Below are 17,575 nucleotides of genomic sequence, written 5' to 3' on the forward strand. Positions count from 1 at the left end.
GCGGCTGCTGCCCGCCGCGCCGGGCCTGAGCGCCGCCTGGCTGCTGCCCTCGCTGGCGGCCTGCGCCGGGTGCCTGGCCCTGTCGAACCGGCTGCCCGTGCCGATCGCCGCGCTCGCCGTCGGCGGGGGGTGGCTGGCCATCGTCGGCACGGGCGGCCTGCTCGCCGGGAGCTGGCTGGCCGTCTTCGGGCCGCTCGCGCAGCTCGGGTACGGCCTGGCCGCCCTGCTGCTGTCCGTCCGCATCCACCGAACGAACACCCGAATGGGAACCACATGATCCAGATCAGGAACCTGACCAAGGTGTACGGCCGCAGGCGGGCCCTCGACGGCCTCGACCTGACCCTCGGCACCGGCGTGACCGGCCTGCTCGGCCCGAACGGCGCCGGTAAGACCACGCTCCTGCGCTGCCTGGCCACCACGCTGGCCCTGTCGTCCGGGTCGATCGAGGCGTACGGCCTCGACCCGGCGAACCCCGTCCAGCGGACCGCGCTGCGGCGCAGGCTCGGCTACCAGCCGCAGGACCCCGGCTTCTACCCGCACTTCACCACCTTCGACCTGGTCGACTACGTCGCGATCCTCAAGGAGATGACCGACCGCGGCCGCCGGCACGCGGAGGTGAGGCGGGTGCTGGGAGAGGTGGACCTGACCGACCAGGCCAGGACCAGGGTACGCAGGCTGTCGGGCGGCATGCGGCAGCGGCTCGCGCTGGCGCAGGCCCTGCTGGGCGAGCCTGATTTGCTGATCCTCGACGAGCCGACCGTGGGGCTGGACCCGGAGCAGCGGATGTTGTTCCGGGCGCTGGTGTCGCGGCTGGGCGAGCGCCGGACGGTCGTCCTGTCCACGCACCAGACGGAGGACGTCGCCGCCCTGTGCGAACGCGTCGTCATCATGCTGGCCGGGCGGGCCGTCTTCGACGGGACGCCCCGGGAGCTGGCCTCGGTCGCGGCCGGGCGGGTGTGGCTGTCGGAGGAGGCGCCGGTCGCGTCCCGGATGTTCTGGCGGACGGCCGACGGGCGTTACCGGACGCTCGGCGAACGTCCGCCGTCGGCCGAGGCGGCCGTGCCAGGGGTCGAGGACGGCTACCTCACCCTGCTCGGCCGGGACGAGGAGGCGGCGGCGTGACGTGGGAGCTGGCACTGTTCGAGGCGCGGCGGCTGCTGCGGCATCCGCTGGTGTGGGGCGCGGCCGCGCTGGTGCTGGCCGTGCAGACGTACCTGAGCCGGGATCAGCAGCCGGATCTGGGGGTCGATCCGGTCCATGCGACGGGGTTGTCGGCGTGCCTGGCCGGGGCGGTGCTGATGGTGGCGAGCCTGGCCGCCTCGCGTGACGGGCGGCACGGAATGCCGGAGAGCCTGGCCGGGCTGCCGGGGCGGGCCGAGCACCGGACGCGGGCCATCCTGCTGGCCGCGCCGCTGGTCGCGGGGGTGGCCGCGGCGGTGACCGTGTTCGCCTATCTCGGGATCCGGCTGCTGAACGGGCCGGTCGCGGGACGGCTCGACCCCTGGGAGCCGTTGACGGCGGTGGCTGCGGCGATGCTCGCCGCGGCGCTGGGAGTGGCCGTCGGGCGGTGGGCGCGGTGGCTGATCGCCGGGCCGATGGTGGTGGCCGCGCTCGGCGTCCTCATCATCATGAACACGACGAACGGCGCGGCGGGGTGGTGGCTGCCGGTCATGCAGAAGTACCGCCCGGACTGGCCCGACCGGCCGTCCGGGGTGCACCTGGTTTACGTGGTGGCGCTCGCGGCGCTGTTCGCCGGGCTGGCGCTACTGCGGCACCGGGTACGGCTCGCGCCCGCGGCGGCCCTGGTGGCCGGCTTGGGGGTCGCGGTGCCGACGGGGGCCGTCGCGGCCGCCGAGCCGCCGGTCACGCAGCCCACGTCGGGCGAGCTCACCATCGAGGACGTGGATCCGCGGGTCCGCGAGCGCTATCACGGGGCGGGCACGCATCGGTGCGCGGTGCGGCGGGGGATCACGTACTGCGCGTATCCGGGCTACGAGCCGTGGATCCCGCTGTGGGAGGAGCCCGTGCGCGCAGCCGTGGACGTGCTGCCCGCCGCGCTGCGGGCACGGGTGCCGCGGGTCGAGCAGACGAGCCTGCGCTGGTACCTCGGAGAGGACGGCGGCGCCACCGTGATCAGGCCGACGATGACATGGGGCCATCCGGACCAGCGCACCGCGCTGGCCATGGACGTGGCGATCTGGGCGACCGGCGTGCGCGACGCGGACGACACCCCGGGCTGCGACGCTCACGGGCAGGCCCGCACGGTCGTCGCGCTCTGGATCATCGGTCAGGTCTCGCCGCCCGAACTGCCGCGCGCGCTCCACGTCGACGCGGACAATCGCAGCACCTGGCTCGCCTCCTGGGGCCCTGCCGAGGTCGTTTACGCCAAGCTGCTGCTGTCCACCCCGGGCGCCCGCGAGAAGGTGCTCGCCCGCTGGGACACGCTCATGAAGCCCACCACGACCATCGACCAGGCCCTGCCGCTGCTCGGCCTGGACCGGAAGTTCGACGCGCCGACGGGAGCCACGCCATGCGCCTGACACCGGACACCGTCCGCTCCCCGGGAAACGCCCCAGAGAGCGGCCCAGAGAGCGGCTCTGAGAGCGGCTCCGGGCAGGCCGTGCGTCTCGCCGTCCCGCGGGGAGGTGCGTTCGTCGTGAGGTGGCGTACGGCCGTCCTGCTGGTCCGCCCGCTGACCAGGGCCGTCGACTGGGCCCCGCTCGCGGTCGTCACGGCGTTCGCGGCGGCCCTGCTGACGCTGATGAACGCCGGGGATCCGCTCGGCGGGGCGGACGCGCTGCTGCTGATGCGGATCACCGGCACCCTGCTCGGCTCCGCCGCCGCGTTCGCGCTGGTCGACGCCATGTCGGCCGACCTGGGGCCGGCGGCGGTGCCACGCTGGGTCCGGCAGGCGCTGCGGTGCCTGCTGGCCGGTGGCGCCGCGGTCGCCGTCTGGTTCGTCGCGTTCGCCCACGTACTGTCCCGGCTGCCCGAGGGTGCGCTCTTCCCGGTCGGTGACCTGATGGTCGAGATGGGCGTCTGCCTGGGCATCGGGCTGGCGTCCGCCGCGACGGCCGTCCGGTACGCGACCGGGCGGCAGGCCGCCATGGCCGCCGTGGTGGTGCAGCTCGCCCTGGTCCTGGCGACCATCCTGCTGCCGGATCAGCTCAGGCTGTGGCCGCCCACCTGCGGGTTCGGCTTCTGGGATCAGGCGCACGCGTTCTGGCTGGGCATGCTGCCCGTGCCGTACGTGTGGCTGGCCCTGGCCTGCCGAGACCTGCGCCGCTGACAACGCGAGGAGGCGGCAGGGCGGCGGCGGGGCCGGTGACGCTGCGGCGCTCCGGCGGGGCGGCCTCGGCGGGCAGTTGAAAGCCGTGGTTCAGACGGTCGTCATGCGGGCGGCGGAAAGTGTTCACGGGATTTCGTGACACTCCGCCACATGCGTAACAAAACCCCGATTTGTCTGGCGGCGGCGAGCCTGTCGGTGCTCGCCCTGGTGACTCCCACCACAGCCGCCGCCCAAGCCAGGCCGTCCGGCCTTGAGCTGTCCCTGCTCGGCCGCTACTCCGCCGGTGCCGTAGGGGTCGGAGCGGCGGAGATCACCGCGTACGACGCGAAGACCCGCCGCGTCTTCGTCGTCAACGCGCAGCAGGGCACGGTGGACGTGCTCGACCTGCGCGACCCGCGCTCCCCGCGCAAGGTGACCACGCTCGCCACCCCCGGCGCCAACAGCGTGGCCGTGCACGACGGGCTGGTGGCGGTCGCGCAGCAGGCGACGAACAAGACGGCCGCGGGCACGGTGGCGTTCTTCGACGCCCGGACGGGCAAGAAGCAGCGCCAGGTCACCGTGGGGGCCCTGCCCGACATGCTGACGTTCACCGAGGACGGGCGGCAGGTCGTGGTGGCGAACGAGGGCGAGCCCACCTCGTACTGCGCCGGGGCCGTCGACGACCCCGAGGGATCGGTCAGCGTCATCGACGTGCGCCGGGGCACGGTACGCACCGCCGGCTTCCGGGCGTGGAACGGCAAGGAGGACGCGCTGCGCGCCAAGGGCGTACGCATCAGCGGGCCAGGGGCGAGCGCGGCCCAGGACCTGGAGCCGGAGTACATCACCACCGAGAAGGGCACCGCCTGGGTCACCCTCCAGGAGAACAACGCCCTGGCCATCGTGGACCTCGACCGGGCCACGGTGCGTGACATCGTGCCGCTCGGGCTGAAGGACCACTCGCGACCGGCCAACGCGCTGGACGCCTCCGACCGCGACGGCAAGATCAACATCCGTACCCACCCGGTCAAGGGCGTGTACATGCCCGACGCGATCAGCCACTTCCGCGACGGCGGCCGGACCTACCTGGTGACCGCCAACGAGGGCGACAGCCGCGACTGGGAGTGCCACAGCGACGAGGTGCGGGTCAAGGACGCCGACCTGTCGCCGACCGCGTTCCCGAACGCGGCCGAGCTGAAGAAGGACGCCGAGCTGGGCCGACTGACCGTCCTGGCCGACTCGCCGAAGGACGCCGACGGCAAGTACACCGAGCTGCGCGTGTTCGGCGGCCGGTCCATCACGATCCGCGCCGCCGACGGCTCGCTGGTCTGGGACTCCGGCAGCGAGCTGGAGCAACTGGTCGCGCGTGAGCTGCCCGCCCAGTTCAACTCCGACAACGAGGAGAACGACTCCTTCGACTCCCGCAGCGACAACAAGGGGCCCGAGCCCGAGGGCGTGACGGTCGGCGAGGTACGCGGCCGCACGTACGCGTTCGTCGGCCTGGAGCGGGTCGGCGGCATCGTCGCCTACGACGTCTCCGACCCCCGCAAGCCGCGCCAGGCCGGATACGTCAACACCCGCGACTTCACCGGTGACGTCGAGGCCGGCACGGCCGGGGACGTCGGCCCCGAGGGTGTGCTGTTCATCGACGCGCACGACAGCCCGACGCGCACCCCGCTGCTGGTGGTCGGCAACGAGGTGAGCGGCACCACCAGCGTGTACGAGATCAAGTCCTGAGCGCACGCGCGGCGTCCCGGCCGCCCGAGGACATCACGGCCGGCCGGGAAAACGCGTTGCCTCGGCCGGCCGGTACGTAGGAGGCTCCCGGTGTGAAGATGCACGCCGATCAGCTCACGGTGCCTGTCGAGACCGTGCGCGCGCTGGTGGACGACCAGTTTCCCGAGTGGCGCGACCTGCCCGTCAGGGGCGTCGACGCCCAGGGCACGGTCAACGCCATCTTCCGCATCGGCGACGAGTTCGCGGCCCGCTTCCCCCTCGGGGGCGGTGACTCCGGCGCGGCGCGGCGCCTGATCGAGTCGGAGGCGCGGGCGACTCGCGAGCTGGCGGGCCGCACCCGGTTCCGCACGCCGCGACCGGTCGCGATCGGTGAGCCGGGGGCGGGCTACCCGCTGCCGTGGTCGGTGCAGACGTGGCTGCCCGGCGAGGTCGCCACCGAGGTGCACCCGAGTGGCTCGGACGCGTTCGCGCACGACCTGGCCGACCTCATCACCGACCTGCGGGCCGTCGGCACGGGCGGCCGTACGTTCACCGGCGGGGGCAGGGGAGGCGAGCTGCGCGCTCACGAGGAGTGGGTGGAGACCTGCTTCGAGCGCAGCGAGGGCCTCCTCGACGTTCCCCGGCTGCGCCGGATCTGGGCCGTCCTGCGCACCCTGCCGCGCACCGCCGCGGAAGACGTGATGTCCCACGGTGACCTGATCCCGGGCAATGTGCTGGTGTCGGGCGACCGGCTGGGCGGGATCCTCGACGTCGGCGGATTCGGCCCGGCGGACCCCGCCCTCGACCTCGTCAGCGGGTGGCACCTGCTCGCGGCCGGGCCACGGCGGCTGCTGCGCGAGCGCCTGGGGTGCGACGACGCCGAATGGGAGCGGGGCAAGGCATGGGCCTTCGTCCAGGCGCTGGGCATGGTCTGGTACTACGTCGAAAGCAACCCGCCGATGGCCCGGCTGGGCCGCAGCACCCTCGACCGCATTCTGGCGAGCGACCCGTCCCCCTGAGCACGAAGCCGTCACGCGCCGGGTCTGGGCCGACCCGTGACGTGGTTTCGAGGATGTCGGGGCGTCCTGCGTCCAGCCACTTCCTGCTCGATGGTGGAGCTGATTCCCCCCGGCTCGCTGACGTTTCAGCCCGCCCCCGCTTGTCCGCACTTGGCGATCACGGGCAAGCCTGGCTTGAAGGTGGGTCGGGGGTTGCGGGGTCTGTTCTCGCCTGGCGGTCCTGGCTGTGGCAGTATGGCTGGGTGATCTCGATCCGAAAGGGCGATGCCGCGTAGGCCGCCCGGCGCTGTGCGCGCTGATCAACAGGTCCGGCTCCGAGGTCGGAGACCTGGTGGAGTTCCTGGTCGTTCCCATCGGTCGCGGGCGTCTGTGGCCGAGTTGGAAGTCAGACACGCGAGGCTGGAGAGTACGACCTCCGCGCTGCAACGGTATGAAGCGTTCCTGAGCCGGCCGGGCCGTTGGCTTCACTTGCCGTGGCCGGACTGCCCGTGGTGCGACCCCACAGACGCACGAGATGTCCTTCAGTTCATCCTGCGGTCCATGCCAGTGATCGATTCGGCGGGTCTCCGCAGAGTCGTGAGGAGGCTGGATGCTGAGTTCTGGCGTAGGACGCTGCCCGATCCGAACGCCTGGCTGCTGAGCGAGTGGCATCGAGGTGCGTGGTGGCATCGCCGCTTGTCCGAACGGTAGGCCGAGCGGTGACCTGGTCCAGGGCGCGATCATGTCACCGGCTCCGTGGTTGATCGACGACTCGGGATTCCGAGGTCGACGGTCGGCCGTCTGGTGAGGCGTTCGGATTCGTCTCGTTTGGCGCGGAGGCAGGTGAGGGTGAGGTCGATGCCTTCGATCTCACCGATCCAGCCTTCTGTCTGGTCGCGCCGCAAGATGGCCTGTACCTCGGGAAGGGTGAGCTGGCGAGCGCGCCGTTCTGGCGGACTGGGCGTGGGCGTGGGCGTGCAAGGGGGGCCCGCGTGGGTGGAGTCGGCGATGCTGGCCTTCCGGCTGATGGTGGCCGGCCACTCCATCAAGAGCGCCGAGGACTGAGGGCGAGGGCTGGCTTCGTGGCAGGACGGCGCGGTGCTGGACGACTTCGTACCACCAACTACCGCTCCTGGCGTCAAGCTGCTGAACGCGATCCACAGGAGTGGAAGGTCCGGGCAGCGCAACATCATCCGCAGGGGACGATGGGATGAACGCGATGCCTCTTGAGGGCGAGTACGAGCCGAGTCCGGCGCAGTGGGTGCGCGAACAGGTCGCGCTGTACGAAGGCTCGGACGGCACGCAGGGGACGACGCTCTGGGACACGGGATTGCCCGTCGTGATTCTCACGACGCGCGGCGCGAAGAGCGGCAAGATCCGCAAGATTCCGCTGATGCGCGTGGAGCACGAGGGACGGTACGCGGCCGTGGCCTCGAAGGGCGGTTTCCCGAGTCACCCGGTCTGGTGCTTCAACCTCAAGGCCGACCCGCACGTGGAACTCCAGGACGGGCCCGTACGCCAGGACATGACGGCCCGTGAGATCACCGGGGACGAGAAGGCCGAGTGGTGGGAGCGCGCGGTCGCCGCATATCCGCCGTACGCCGAATATCAGGAGAAGACCGATCGGGTGATCCCCGTCTTCGTGCTGGAGGCGACGGCCGGGAGTTGATCGTCTACAAAGGAACGCATGAGCACGTCTAGAACGTGAAGCCGCCCGGGCGGGCGTTGCGGTCGGCGAGCAGGCCGGCCAGGGTGGCGACGGCGATCTCGGGAGGGGTGCGGGAGCCGATGTCGAGCCCGATCGGCCGGTGCACCCGGGCGATCTCCTCCGGCGTCACGCCCAGCTCGGCCAGCGCCCGCACGTGCGGGCCCGTGTGACGGGCGCTGCCCATGATGCCGATCCAGCGGGCGGGCGACCTGAGCAGGTCGCGGAGCACGGGGCCGATCTCCTCGCGGTGGTGGTCGGTGAGCACGACGTCGGACGTGGCGTCGACGCAGTCCTCCAGCCGGGTCACCGCCGTGAACCCGTCGAGCCGGCGCTCGGGGTCGGGCTCGAAGAGGATCGTACGGAAGTCCAGCTCCGCGCCGAACCGCAGCAGGCAGTCGGCCACCGGCGACGCGAAGACGGCGATCAGCGTACGCCTGGTCTCACCGGCGGGAGCCGCGCCGTGGGCGGCCGCGCACGCCTGGCCTTCGTCGTGGATGTGGGTCATGTCGGCAGTCTGACACGAGGGGGCGGGCGAGCCGACGACCTGGGGTTCCGGCTCGCCAGGGCGGCATCCGGGCACCACACGACGGTAGTGTCTCCCGGTGACCGCCCTCGGGCCGGGGAAGCCCCAGGTGAGACGCCCTCCGGGGCGGGGCAGGAAGTCGCGGGAAGAATCATGCGCCCGGCAGCGCAAGAAATCGGGATCGGCTCCGACTCCCTGCTGAACGGCGCGTCGGGACGCGCCGCCCGACTCTCGAAGGAGACGACATGAAGTTTCTGTTGATCATGCACAACAACCCGCAGGTCTGGGACGCGCTGCCCGAGGAGCAGCGCAACGCGGTGATGAGCGGCCACGGCGCGTTCATGGAGACCATCACCGAGTCCGGGGAGATGGTCGGCACCGTCGCGCTGGCCGACCCGTCGCAGAGCGCCGTGGTCCGGGTGCGGGGCGGGCTGCCTGCGGTGACGGACGGGCCCTACCTTGAGGCCAAGGAGTACCTGGGCGGCTACTACCTGATCGAATGCGACAGCAGGGAGCGTGCTCTGGAGCTGGCCGCGCTCATCCCGGACGCCGGTGTCGAGGGCCTCGGCATCGAGGTGCGGCCGGTGGTCTTCGCCGGGTAGGGCGACGGCTGAGCCGAGGGACGGTCCCGCCGAACTCCTGCCCGGCGTGACCGGCGGCCGGGGGCAGCAGCCCGTCGGCCGCCGGTTCGCTCCCGGCGGCCTGTTCCCCTCAGAAACAGCTCCCCTCAGAAACAGCTCTCCTCAGTGACGGCTCTCCCGTCCGAGCGCCGTCCGGCGACGGTCACGCCGCGACGGCGTCGTTCTCCTGAGCCTGCTCGCCGCCGAGCCCGCAGTCCGGGGCGGCGCCGGGCTGGAACCTGACGAATCTGGCGTTCCGGAAGGCGATCGGTACGGTCCCGCTGCCGGCGCACAGCACGACGCTGCGGCCCGCATCGACCAGCAGCGCCTGACACCCGGGGGCCGGCTGGTTGACGAAGGTGTCGAGCGCCTGCCCCGACAGCGCGTACTGCTGGGCGGGCCGGCAGGAGTCGTACGTGACGGTCTGTGCGACGCTCCCGCTGAACAGGGTGAGCCGCCCGGCCGCGGCCTGCGCCGTGCCGGCGGTGCCCACCACCATCACGCAGGCGGTGGCCGCTCCTGCGACAAGCGATTTCAGGGATGATCTCATGCCCCTGAGTCTCGGCTTCCGCGCCCAGGTCCGCCCAGGTCACCGGCAGGACAATGACCGGCCACTCCCTGGCGGGCGGCGATTTCCTAGACTGGACGATCTCCACGAGGAGGAGGGATCCGTGTGCACGAATACCTCCGGCTGCTCGACCGCCATGGAGTGACGTGGGGAGAGGAGCTGATCCCGTACGTCGGGGAGGTGCGCACCAGCGCCTACCTCATGAACGGCCACGACTACTGGAGCGCGTGCTTCCGCCAGCTCGACGGGGCGCGGCGCGACCTGGACGCGCGGATGGGCGAGCTGGACCTGGACCGGGTGGTGCGGGACGCGCTGGGCGGCGCCGTCCTGGACAACCTGCCGGCCCTGCGCCTCACCCCAGAAGGGAACCGGCTGGAGGCCCGCACGCTGGCCGTCCTGGACGACACGCCGCTCATGACCATGCTGCTGCTGGACTCCGCGCTGGCGGAGGAGACCACCGTGACGGTCGACGGCGTCGCACACGTCGTACCGGCGGGCGGCGCGAGGCTGGTGGCGATCACCAGCGCCGCCACGGTGATCGCCGGCGGGCGGATCGACCTCGGACCGCTCACCAGGTGGGCGCCCGCGGCCCGGTTACGGCTGCGCGCCGGGTTCCCGTGCCGGTGGACGGTCACCGGCGCGGACGGGCAGGGCTGGTACCCGCCGGGCGCGGTCCCCGCGCTGGACGCGCATCTGCGGCCATACTTCCACGGCGACGACCTGGTGGCCGACGTGCCGGCGGAGCGGCTCACGGTGTCGGTGACGCGCGGCATGGAGTACGACTCGGCCACGGTCGCGGTGTCCCCCGCGCCGGGCGAGGAGCTGACCGTCGAGCTGACCCCCGGCCGCCTGTACGACGCGGCCGCCCGCGGCTGGTACGGCGGCGACCTGCACGTCCACCTCAACTGGATGGGCGACGTCCCGGCGGCTCCCGACCGGGCCGCCGCCGCGCAGTCGGGCGAGGACCTGCACGTGCTCAACCTGGTCGCCGGCAACGTGGCGGGCGAGCGCGTCTACGACCGGGAGCTGCTGGAGGAGTGGGCCGGGCGCGACCTGCCGTGGTCGGACGAGGGCCACGTCGCCCGGTTCGGCGTCGAGTACCGCAACGACCTGCTCGGGCACTTCAGCGCCTTCGGCCTCACCGGCGTGCCCACACGCTTCCACAGCGGTTTCGGCGACGACCACGACCGGCATCCCAACAGCGATCCACTGGCCGAGGCGCGCGCACTCGGCGCGGTCACCGGGTACGGCCATCCGTTCCACGCCGACCTGAACGACACCGACCCGCCCGACCTCGCCGTCGCCGCCGGGCGCAACTGCTCGGCCAGAGAGATCGTGGTCGACGCGGCGCTCGGCCTGGTCGACAGCCTGGACGTGCTCAACCACTCCTCCGTCCAGGCGACCGCCGTGGTCTACCGGCGGCTCATCGGGGCCGGCAACCGGCTCGCGGTGACCGCCGGGACCGACGCGGTGCTGTCCATCTCGCGGCGCGGCACCGCGTCGAGCCCGCCCGGCTGGGAACGCGTCTACGCCCGGGTCGACGGGCCGCTGAGCGTCTCGTCCTTCGCCGAGGCGGTACGGCGCGGACGGACGTTCGCCACCACGGGCCCCTGGCTCGAACTCGACGTCGACGGCCACGGGCCGGGCGACACGATCCGGGCGACCCCCGGCGACACCGTCACGATCACCGCCAGGACGGTCGGCCCCGAGGTGGAGTGGCTCCAGCTCAGGACCGCCGACGGCGTCCTCGCGGAGGGCGGGCCCGGGGTGCTCGCCGCCGAGCTGACCGTGCGCGCGCCGACGTACGTGGTGGCCGTGGCGGGCGGCGGGCCGCACCCCCGGTCGATGCACCCCGCGGGCGTCTACGCGCACACCAGCCCCGTCTACCTCGGGGACCACGTGGTCAGGCGGGCCGACGTCGAGTGGTGCCTGCGCTGGCTGGACCTGCTGGAGCGGGTGCTGGACACCGACGGCAAGTGGGCCTCGCCCGAGCAGCGCGCCACCCACCGGGAGCTGCACGAGCGGGCCCGTCAGGTGTACCTGGCCAGGCTGCGCGAGACGGACGAGGGCTGACCGCCGTCCAGGCGGCCGTCCGGCGCTTCTGGGCGGCCGGACTGGACGTGGTACCAGCCGAGTGAGCCGGTGAGCCGCCCGGCCAGCCGCGGGTCGCCCAGGCTCAGGGCCGCCTCCAGGGCCTCGCGCAGGTTGGCGGCCTCGGCGTCCAGCCGCCGGACCCAGTGGTGCCGGGCGGGCCCGCTCTTGTACGCCTCGGCGCACTCGGCGAGCTGGGTGTAGTAGGTCGCGTACCGGCGCAGGACGCGCTCGTGCTCGCCGGCCTCGCGCAGCCGTTCCAGCGCGTACGCCGCCACCGACTCCAGCAGCCGGTACCGCTCCCCCGCCCGCACGACCAGCGACCGGTCCACCAGGCGGCCGAGCAGGTCCACCACGTCGGCAGGGTCGAGGTCGGGCGGCCCGGCGGCCGGCTCCTCCGCGGCGAGTTCGGCGTCGCCCGGCGGGCCGCCCGGGATCGGCATGGGCACGGCGCAGACCCGCTCGGCGGCCTCCAGCGTGCAGCCGCCCGCCTGTACGGCCAGACGGCGCAGCACGATGCGTTCCGGCTCGGTCAGCAGGTCCCAGCTCCAGTCGATCGCCGCCCGCAGCGTCCGCTGGTGCGTGGGACCGGCCCGGCGGCCCGCCGACAGCAGCCGGAAGCGGTCGTCGAGCCGCTCCGCCACGACGCGTACGCCCAGCGCCCGCACCCGTGCCGCGGCCAGCTCCAGCGCGAGCGGGATGCCGTCGAGGCGGCGGCAGATGGTCTCGACGGCCCCGGCGTCCGCCTCGGTCAGGGCGAAGCCCGGCGCGGCCTCGGCGGCGCGCACGGCGAACAGCCGCATCGCGGCGTCGGCGCCGAGTGCCGGGACCTGACGTACGACCTCGCCGGTGACGCCCAGCGGTTCCCTGCTGGTGGCGATGACCCGGGTCTGCGGACCGGCGCGCAGCAGCAGTTCGGTGAGCTTGGCCACCGGCTCGACGACGTGCTCGCAGTTGTCGAGCACCAACAGTGTGCGGCGGGCGCCGAGGGCCGCGGCGATCCGCTCCGCCGGGTCGGCCGCCCCGTCGTCGGCACGCAGGCCGAGCGCCGCCGCGACAGCATCAACCACTCCACCGGTCAAACTGCCGGGCACGGCCGCCAGCTCCACCAGGTGCGCTCCGCCCGGGAACGAACCGGACAGCAGCCGGGCGGCCTCCAGCGCGAGCCGGCTCTTGCCCACGCCGCCGGTGCCGGTGAGCGTCACGAGCCGGGCGGTGCCGGGCAGGTCGACCAGCTCGGCCAGTACGTCGTCCCGGCCGACGAGCTGGGTGAGCGGCTCAGGCAGCCGGGCGGGCGGCGGCGGCGCGATGCCCGGCGGGCGGCGCAGGCTGGGGCTTTGCTCCAGGATCGCCCGGTGCAGCGCCACGATCTCGGGGCCGGGGTCGAGGCCCAGCTCGTCACGCAGGCGTTCGCGCAGGGCGTGGTAGACCTCCAGCGCCTCCGCCTGGCGTCCTGACCGGTAGAGCGCGCGCATGAGCAGCGCGTGGAAGCGTTCCCTCGCGGGGTGCCGCGCTGCCAGCTCGGCCAGCTCGCCGAGCTGGGAGGCGTCCTGGCCGAGGTCGAGCCGTACGTCGGCGTAGTCCTCCAGGGCCGTCAGCCGCTGCTCCTCCAGTCGCAGCGCCGCGCCCCGCGTCAGCGTCCCGGCCGCGAGGTCGGCGAAGTCGGCGAACGCCGGTCCGCGCCACCACGACAGGGCCTCGGCCAGCAGCGCGGCCCGCTCGCCCGGCTCGGCCGCGGCCCGCGAACGTTCGAGCGCCTCCTGGAAGCGGCGCGCGTCGGTGCCGGCGGCGACGAGGTAGCCGGGCGGCCGGGTGACGACCAGCTCCCTGGCCCCCGGCTCCGCCTCGTCGAGCGCCCGGCGCAGTTGCGACACCCTGGCCCGCAACGCGCCCAGCGGGTTGCCCGGCGGCTGCGGCCCCCACAGGGCCCTGATCAGGCGTTCGTCCGCGACGACCTGGCCGGGGTGGGCGAGCAGGCAGGCCAGGAGCGCACGGACCTTCAGCTCGGGCACGCGTACGGCCCGGCCGTCGTCCGTGGTCACCTCCAGCGGGCCCAGTACGGCGAAGCGCATGAACCTCACCCTAAGCAGTTCCGAACCAGACCCGAACGCCCGGCCCGCAGCCTGATCACATGACGACTTTCGCAACCGGCGCCGGAGTGCGCGGGTGGCTGGGACTGTCCGTGCTGTGCCTGGCCACGCTCCTGCTCTCGGTGGACAACACGGTGCTGATGCTGGCGCTCCCGCACCTGTCCGCCGCCCTGCACCCCAGCGGCACCGAACTGCTGTGGATCACCGACGTGTACGGCTTCATGATCGCCGGATTCATGATCACCATGGGCTCGCTCGGCGACCGCATCGGCCGGCGCAGGCTGCTGCTGATCGGCGCGGTGGCGTTCGCCGCGGCCTCGGTGGTGGCCGCGTACTCGACCACGACCACGATGCTGATCGCGGCGCGCGCCCTGCTGGGCGTCTCCGGGGCGGCGCTGGGGCCGTCCGCGCTCGCGCTGGTGGCCGGGCTGTTCCCGGACGCGCGGCGGCGCGCGATGGCCATCGGCGTGTTCACGGCCTGCTTCATGGGCGGGGCGGCGGCCGGGCCGGTGATCGGCGGGATCCTGCTGGAGAGCTTCTGGTGGGGGTCAGTGTTCCTGATGGGGGTGCCGATCATGGCCCTGGTCGTGGCCGGCGGCCTGTTCCTGCTGCCCGAGACCGAGACGGGCACGGGTTCGGGACGGCTCGACCCGGGCAGCGTGGCGATGTCGCTGGCGGCCTTGCTGCCGATCGTGTACGGGCTGAAGGAGCTGGCCGACGACCCCGCGCAGGCCGCCGCGTACGTGGCGCTCGCCGTCGGCCTGGCGTTCTGCGCGGCGTTCGTACGGCGGCAGAGGCGGCTGGCCGAGCCGTTCCTCGACCTGCGGCTGTTCCGGGGGCGCTCGTTCACGGTGGCGCTGCTGATCCTGGCGGTCGCCATGGTCGTACAGGGCGGCATGTACCTGTTCGTGAGCCAGCACCTGCAGCTCGTCGAAGGGCTCTCGCCGCTGGTGGCCGGGCTGTGGATGGCGGTCCCGGCGGTGGGACTGGTGGCGGGGTCGCTCGCGTCGCCGGTGCTCGCCGGGGTGCTGCGTCCCGGGCTGGTGGTCGGGCTGGGGCTGGTGGTGTCGGCGGCCGGGTTCGCCATGGTGCTGGTCGGCGACGGGCTGGGCATGCTCATGGCGGGGGTCACGGTGGCGTTCCTCGGCATGGCTCCGGTGGGCGCGCTGGGCCTCGGCCTCATCGTCGGGGCGGCGCCGCCCGAGCGGGCCGGGTCGGCGTCCGCGCTGGCCGAGAGCGGCGGCGAGCTGGGGATCGCGCTCGGCATCGCGCTGCTCGGCAGCCTCGGCGCCGCCGTGTACGACGGCACGGTCGGCTCACCCCAGGCGGGCGGCTCACTGGGGGAGGCGCTGGACGCCGCCGCCGCGCTGCCGCCCGGCCCGGCCGAGGCGCTCGTGGCGGAGGCGCGGGCCGCGTTCGCCCAGGGGCTGCTGGCGGTCATGGCCACCGGTGCGGTGCTCGTACTCGGCCTGGCCGTGGTCGCCCTGACGCTGCTGCGGCACCTGCGCCCGATCGGCGAGGAGAGCCGCTAGCCCGATCGGTCAGGGGTCGCGGCCCGTCCACGGCGGCCGCACGTGGTTCCGCCGCCAGGCGTCACGTGGCAGCGGAGCCGGGCCGGACGTGCTGGAGAACGGGAGGGCGGAAGAGGAGTGCCAGGCCGGCCGCGTGCAGGAGGAAGATGACGAGGCCGGTGGCCGCCACGGCGGGGGCGGTCCACCAGGCTGTCGTGCCCTCGGTAGCCACGTAGTTGTGGAACAGACTGGTGTCGCTGAAGTGCAGGGCTGACTGAAGCAGGGCCGCCGCGTACGGCAATCCGAGGATCCCGGCCAACGCGCCGGCCATCCGCCGTCCGCGTCCCTTGCCGAGCAGCAGGATCAGGCCGCCCACGACGACCGGAACGGCCGGGATCGCGAGATACTGGAGGTGGACCTGCATGTCGGAAAGGAGGGACGGGGAAAGGAGCACCGGTTCGCGGCGCTCGCTGAGATCACCGGCCAGGCTGCCGGCGTAGTTCACGGCGGCGTAGAGCAGGAGCAGGGCCGGGGTCAGCGACATCAGCACGCCCGCCTGCCGGGACGGGCTCACCCACAGGGGCGGGGAGTCCGGCTCGAAGGGTGGATGCCGGTCACGGGTCAGCCATGACACCCCGTCGCCGCCGGTCAGCAGGACGAGGCCGCGCACGAGAGCGGCGGCCCCGGCCACGAGCAGGACGCCGAGGGCGGGGGCGTACCAACCGGGCCGGTCCAGATCGATGACGCCCGTCCGCTCCGCGCTTTCTCGCACGATGAAGAACGTGTTCGGCCGACCGTGGAACAGCGGCCAGAGCATGGCCACGAAGACGGCGGTCAGCCCGGTGGCCACCGTGAGCAGGAGCGCGGGCCTGCGGGTGCCGAACCGCACCTTCCACGCGGTCACGCCGAACGCGACGGTGGCCACCGCGAAGAACGTGCCCAGCCAGCGGAGGTGGCCACGGAACTCCTCGCCGGCCTGGCTCGCCGCAGAACGCCACATCTCCGCCGAAATCTCCCGAGCGTCCTGGTAGGACGGCAGGACGAGTTCGCTCTGCGCGTAGGCGAACAGCGTGATCAATATGGCCGCGGTTCCGGTCGCGGCGGGGGAAAGGATCAGGACGATCGCGGTCCTGATCCTTCGCGGGACGGATTCCATGTGAGTTCCGACGCGACAGGGCGCCTCCGGCGTTCCCTCCCGGGGCGTGCGATCAGGACGGGCGCGGGGCGCGGCGGTCCCTGCGCCGGGCCAGTTCCTCCTCCTCGACGAGGGTGAGCATGGGCGTGCCCGGCGCGCACAGCATCGTGACCGTGAACCGCAGCGGGACGTCGTCGCGGTGGTTGCCGTCCTGGTAGTGGATGACGTCGCCGCCCGGCTCCCAGAACGCCTCCCCCGCGCGTACGACGCGCTCTGGCTCGCCCTCCACCTCCAGCAGCATCTCCCCTTCCAGCACGAGCCCGAACGCGGGCCCGGAGTGGCGGTGCGGCGGCGTGCCGGGGTCGCCGGGCGGGTACTCGATCAGCACGGTCATCGCGTGCGCGCCCTGCGGGACGAACGGCGGCCTGGCCTCCTGCAGCACGGTCAGCGCCGTCTGCCACGCGGTCGATCTCGTCGCGGGGCCGGTGGCCGCCGGGTTGTGCTCGGACATCGGAACGACCTCTCGTACGTCAGGGTTGTGGGCTGCCTTACCGGCCCGCGTCGCTCTGGTCGAGCCAGTCGCGGTAGCGGATCCGGCCGAGGGTCGCATCCTCGCCGGGCACCAGCGTCCGCTCGCCTGGCACGCTGCCGAAGTAGGTCGCCTGCGGGTCGGCGACCACCGTGCGGGGGTCACCCCAGGCGGCCAGGGCGTCGCGGAAGAACGCGTCCATCCGCGTCTGCTCCGGCCCGGCCACCTCGGTCCGGCCGTTCAGCGGCTGCCCGGCCGCGACCCGGGCGACGGCCTGCGCGACCTCCTCGCCCGCGATGGGCTGGAACAGCACCGGCGCGATCCGTACGGTGTCGCCGTCGGTGGCGTCGTCGGCGATGCCACGGACGAACTCGAAGAACTGCGTCGCGTGCACCAGCGAGAACGGGATCCCCGACTTCTCGATCAGCCGCTCCTGAGCGATCTTCGCCGCGAAATAGCCGTTGTCCGGCATCCGCTCCGTGCCCACCACCGACAGCGCGACGTGGTGACCGACACCCGCCGCCGCCTCCGCGGCCAGCAGGTTGCCCGTGGAGGTCTCGAAGAACTCCAGCACCGCCGCCCGCTCGAACGACGGCGAGTTCGACACGTCCACCACCGCCTGCGCGCCCGCCAGCGCCTCCGCCAGCCCTTCACCGGTCAGCGTGTCGACCCCGGTGCTCGGCGCCGCCGCCACCGCCTCGTGGCCCTGCCCGGCCAGCCTGGCCACCACCTTCGAACCGATCAGACCGGTCCCACCGACTACGACGATCTTCATGGCAAGTCCTCTCCGTCTCCCGGGGCCTCGTACGGCCTCCGGTCGC

The 17,575-nt window shown here is 73.1% G+C and carries 16 protein-coding genes and 1 pseudogene; 11 read left to right on the forward strand and 6 right to left on the reverse strand.

The window, feature by feature from the left end:
* The 8 genes and pseudogenes from ABD844_RS20840 to ABD844_RS20875 all read left to right on the forward strand — a co-directional run.
* Positions 1-277, forward strand: a pseudogene (locus ABD844_RS20840) (hypothetical protein); the annotation flags it as partial.
* Complete coding sequence (locus tag ABD844_RS20845) at positions 274-1,122, forward strand: ABC transporter ATP-binding protein (protein WP_344880157.1); 849 nt, start codon at positions 274-276, stop codon at positions 1,120-1,122. The pseudogene ABD844_RS20840 and the gene ABD844_RS20845, both read left to right, overlap by 4 nt.
* The gene (locus ABD844_RS20850) at positions 1,119-2,540 is read left to right on the forward strand and encodes a hypothetical protein (RefSeq protein WP_344880160.1); all 1,422 of its coding nucleotides are present in this window, start codon (positions 1,119-1,121) and stop codon (positions 2,538-2,540) included. The genes ABD844_RS20845 and ABD844_RS20850 overlap by 4 nt, the downstream gene beginning before the upstream one ends.
* Positions 2,541-2,656: 116 nt before the next feature.
* Positions 2,657-3,289: a hypothetical protein gene (locus ABD844_RS20855; protein WP_344880162.1), complete on the forward strand. Its 633-nt coding sequence runs from the start codon at positions 2,657-2,659 to the stop codon at positions 3,287-3,289.
* Between the two features lie 150 nt (positions 3,290-3,439).
* Complete coding sequence (locus tag ABD844_RS20860; RefSeq protein WP_344880165.1) at positions 3,440-5,002, forward strand: choice-of-anchor I family protein; 1,563 nt, start codon at positions 3,440-3,442, stop codon at positions 5,000-5,002.
* A gap of 98 nt (positions 5,003-5,100) precedes the next feature.
* Positions 5,101-6,000, forward strand: coding sequence for an aminoglycoside phosphotransferase family protein (locus ABD844_RS20865; RefSeq protein ID WP_344880280.1), 900 nt, complete (start codon positions 5,101-5,103; stop codon positions 5,998-6,000).
* 906 nt (positions 6,001-6,906) lie between these two features.
* Positions 6,907-7,044 carry a hypothetical protein gene (locus tag ABD844_RS20870; RefSeq protein ID WP_344880168.1) on the forward strand — a complete coding sequence of 46 codons (138 nt, stop codon included), beginning with the start codon at positions 6,907-6,909 and terminating at the stop codon, positions 7,042-7,044.
* Between the two features lie 154 nt (positions 7,045-7,198).
* A complete protein-coding gene (locus ABD844_RS20875) occupies positions 7,199-7,648 on the forward strand; it encodes a nitroreductase family deazaflavin-dependent oxidoreductase (protein ID WP_344880283.1) in 450 nt (149 codons plus the stop codon).
* A gap of 28 nt (positions 7,649-7,676) precedes the next feature.
* Here the strand turns inward: ABD844_RS20875 and ABD844_RS20880 are convergent, their stop codons facing one another.
* Positions 7,677-8,192 carry an XdhC family protein gene (locus tag ABD844_RS20880; RefSeq protein WP_344880171.1) on the reverse strand — a complete coding sequence of 172 codons (516 nt, stop codon included), beginning with the start codon at positions 8,190-8,192 and terminating at the stop codon, positions 7,677-7,679.
* Positions 8,193-8,455: 263 nt separating this feature from the next.
* Here ABD844_RS20880 and ABD844_RS20885 point away from each other — a divergent pair, with 263 nt between their 5' ends.
* Positions 8,456-8,812 carry a YciI family protein gene (locus tag ABD844_RS20885; protein WP_344880174.1) on the forward strand — a complete coding sequence of 119 codons (357 nt, stop codon included), beginning with the start codon at positions 8,456-8,458 and terminating at the stop codon, positions 8,810-8,812.
* Between the two features lie 181 nt (positions 8,813-8,993).
* On the opposite strand, the gene ABD844_RS20890 is transcribed toward ABD844_RS20885, so the two are convergent.
* A complete protein-coding gene (locus ABD844_RS20890) occupies positions 8,994-9,380 on the reverse strand; it encodes a hypothetical protein (protein WP_344880177.1) in 387 nt (128 codons plus the stop codon).
* A 123-nt stretch (positions 9,381-9,503) separates the two neighbouring features.
* On the opposite strand from ABD844_RS20890, the gene ABD844_RS20895 reads away from it, so the two are divergent.
* Positions 9,504-11,471: a CehA/McbA family metallohydrolase gene (locus tag ABD844_RS20895; protein WP_344880180.1), complete on the forward strand. Its 1,968-nt coding sequence runs from the start codon at positions 9,504-9,506 to the stop codon at positions 11,469-11,471.
* On the opposite strand, the gene ABD844_RS20900 is transcribed toward ABD844_RS20895, so the two are convergent.
* The gene (locus ABD844_RS20900) at positions 11,429-13,561 is read right to left on the reverse strand and encodes an ATP-binding protein (RefSeq protein WP_344880183.1); all 2,133 of its coding nucleotides are present in this window, start codon (positions 13,559-13,561) and stop codon (positions 11,429-11,431) included. The two genes, ABD844_RS20895 and ABD844_RS20900, sit on opposite strands and share 43 nt — an antisense overlap.
* 59 nt (positions 13,562-13,620) lie before the next feature.
* Here ABD844_RS20900 and ABD844_RS20905 point away from each other — a divergent pair, with 59 nt between their 5' ends.
* Positions 13,621-15,111 (forward strand): MFS transporter, encoded by a 1,491-nt coding sequence (locus ABD844_RS20905; protein ID WP_344880186.1) that lies wholly within the window; start codon positions 13,621-13,623, stop codon positions 15,109-15,111.
* Between the two features lie 61 nt (positions 15,112-15,172).
* Here ABD844_RS20905 and ABD844_RS20910 read toward each other — a convergent pair whose 3' ends face one another.
* The 3 genes from ABD844_RS20910 to ABD844_RS20920 are packed head-to-tail and all read right to left on the reverse strand — an operon-like array spanning position 15,173 to position 17,529.
* Positions 15,173-16,246, reverse strand: coding sequence for a hypothetical protein (locus ABD844_RS20910; protein WP_344880189.1), 1,074 nt, complete (start codon positions 16,244-16,246; stop codon positions 15,173-15,175).
* 52 nt (positions 16,247-16,298) lie between these two features.
* Positions 16,299-16,736, reverse strand: a complete 438-nt coding sequence (locus tag ABD844_RS20915) for a cupin domain-containing protein (protein WP_344880192.1) — start codon at positions 16,734-16,736, stop codon at positions 16,299-16,301.
* Positions 16,737-16,773: 37 nt separating this feature from the next.
* Positions 16,774-17,529 carry an SDR family oxidoreductase gene (locus tag ABD844_RS20920; RefSeq protein WP_344880195.1) on the reverse strand — a complete coding sequence of 252 codons (756 nt, stop codon included), beginning with the start codon at positions 17,527-17,529 and terminating at the stop codon, positions 16,774-16,776.
* Positions 17,530-17,575 lie beyond the last annotated feature (46 nt).

Origin of the sequence: Nonomuraea antimicrobica (genome assembly GCF_039536965.1) — a bacterium.
Lineage (GTDB): Bacteria > Actinomycetota > Actinomycetes > Streptosporangiales > Streptosporangiaceae > Nonomuraea > Nonomuraea antimicrobica.

What these genes read in the sequence shown, in the direction of transcription:
- ABD844_RS20845 (WP_344880157.1), top strand. Translation starts at nt 274, where the DNA reads ATGATCCAGATCAGGAACCTGACCAAGGTGTACGGCCGCAGGCGGGCC.
- ABD844_RS20860 (WP_344880165.1), top strand. Translation starts at nt 3,440, where the DNA reads ATGCGTAACAAAACCCCGATTTGTCTGGCGGCGGCGAGCCTGTCGGTG.
- ABD844_RS20865 (WP_344880280.1), top strand. Translation starts at nt 5,101, where the DNA reads ATGCACGCCGATCAGCTCACGGTGCCTGTCGAGACCGTGCGCGCGCTG.
- ABD844_RS20875 (WP_344880283.1), top strand. Translation starts at nt 7,199, where the DNA reads ATGCCTCTTGAGGGCGAGTACGAGCCGAGTCCGGCGCAGTGGGTGCGC.
- ABD844_RS20880 (WP_344880171.1), bottom strand. Translation starts at nt 8,192, where the DNA reads ATGACCCACATCCACGACGAAGGCCAGGCGTGCGCGGCCGCCCACGGC.
- ABD844_RS20885 (WP_344880174.1), top strand. Translation starts at nt 8,456, where the DNA reads ATGAAGTTTCTGTTGATCATGCACAACAACCCGCAGGTCTGGGACGCG.
- ABD844_RS20890 (WP_344880177.1), bottom strand. Translation starts at nt 9,380, where the DNA reads ATGAGATCATCCCTGAAATCGCTTGTCGCAGGAGCGGCCACCGCCTGC.
- ABD844_RS20900 (WP_344880183.1), bottom strand. Translation starts at nt 13,561, where the DNA reads ATGCGCTTCGCCGTACTGGGCCCGCTGGAGGTGACCACGGACGACGGC.
- ABD844_RS20905 (WP_344880186.1), top strand. Translation starts at nt 13,621, where the DNA reads ATGACGACTTTCGCAACCGGCGCCGGAGTGCGCGGGTGGCTGGGACTG.
- ABD844_RS20910 (WP_344880189.1), bottom strand. Translation starts at nt 16,246, where the DNA reads ATGGAATCCGTCCCGCGAAGGATCAGGACCGCGATCGTCCTGATCCTT.
- ABD844_RS20915 (WP_344880192.1), bottom strand. Translation starts at nt 16,736, where the DNA reads ATGTCCGAGCACAACCCGGCGGCCACCGGCCCCGCGACGAGATCGACC.
- ABD844_RS20920 (WP_344880195.1), bottom strand. Translation starts at nt 17,529, where the DNA reads ATGAAGATCGTCGTAGTCGGTGGGACCGGTCTGATCGGTTCGAAGGTG.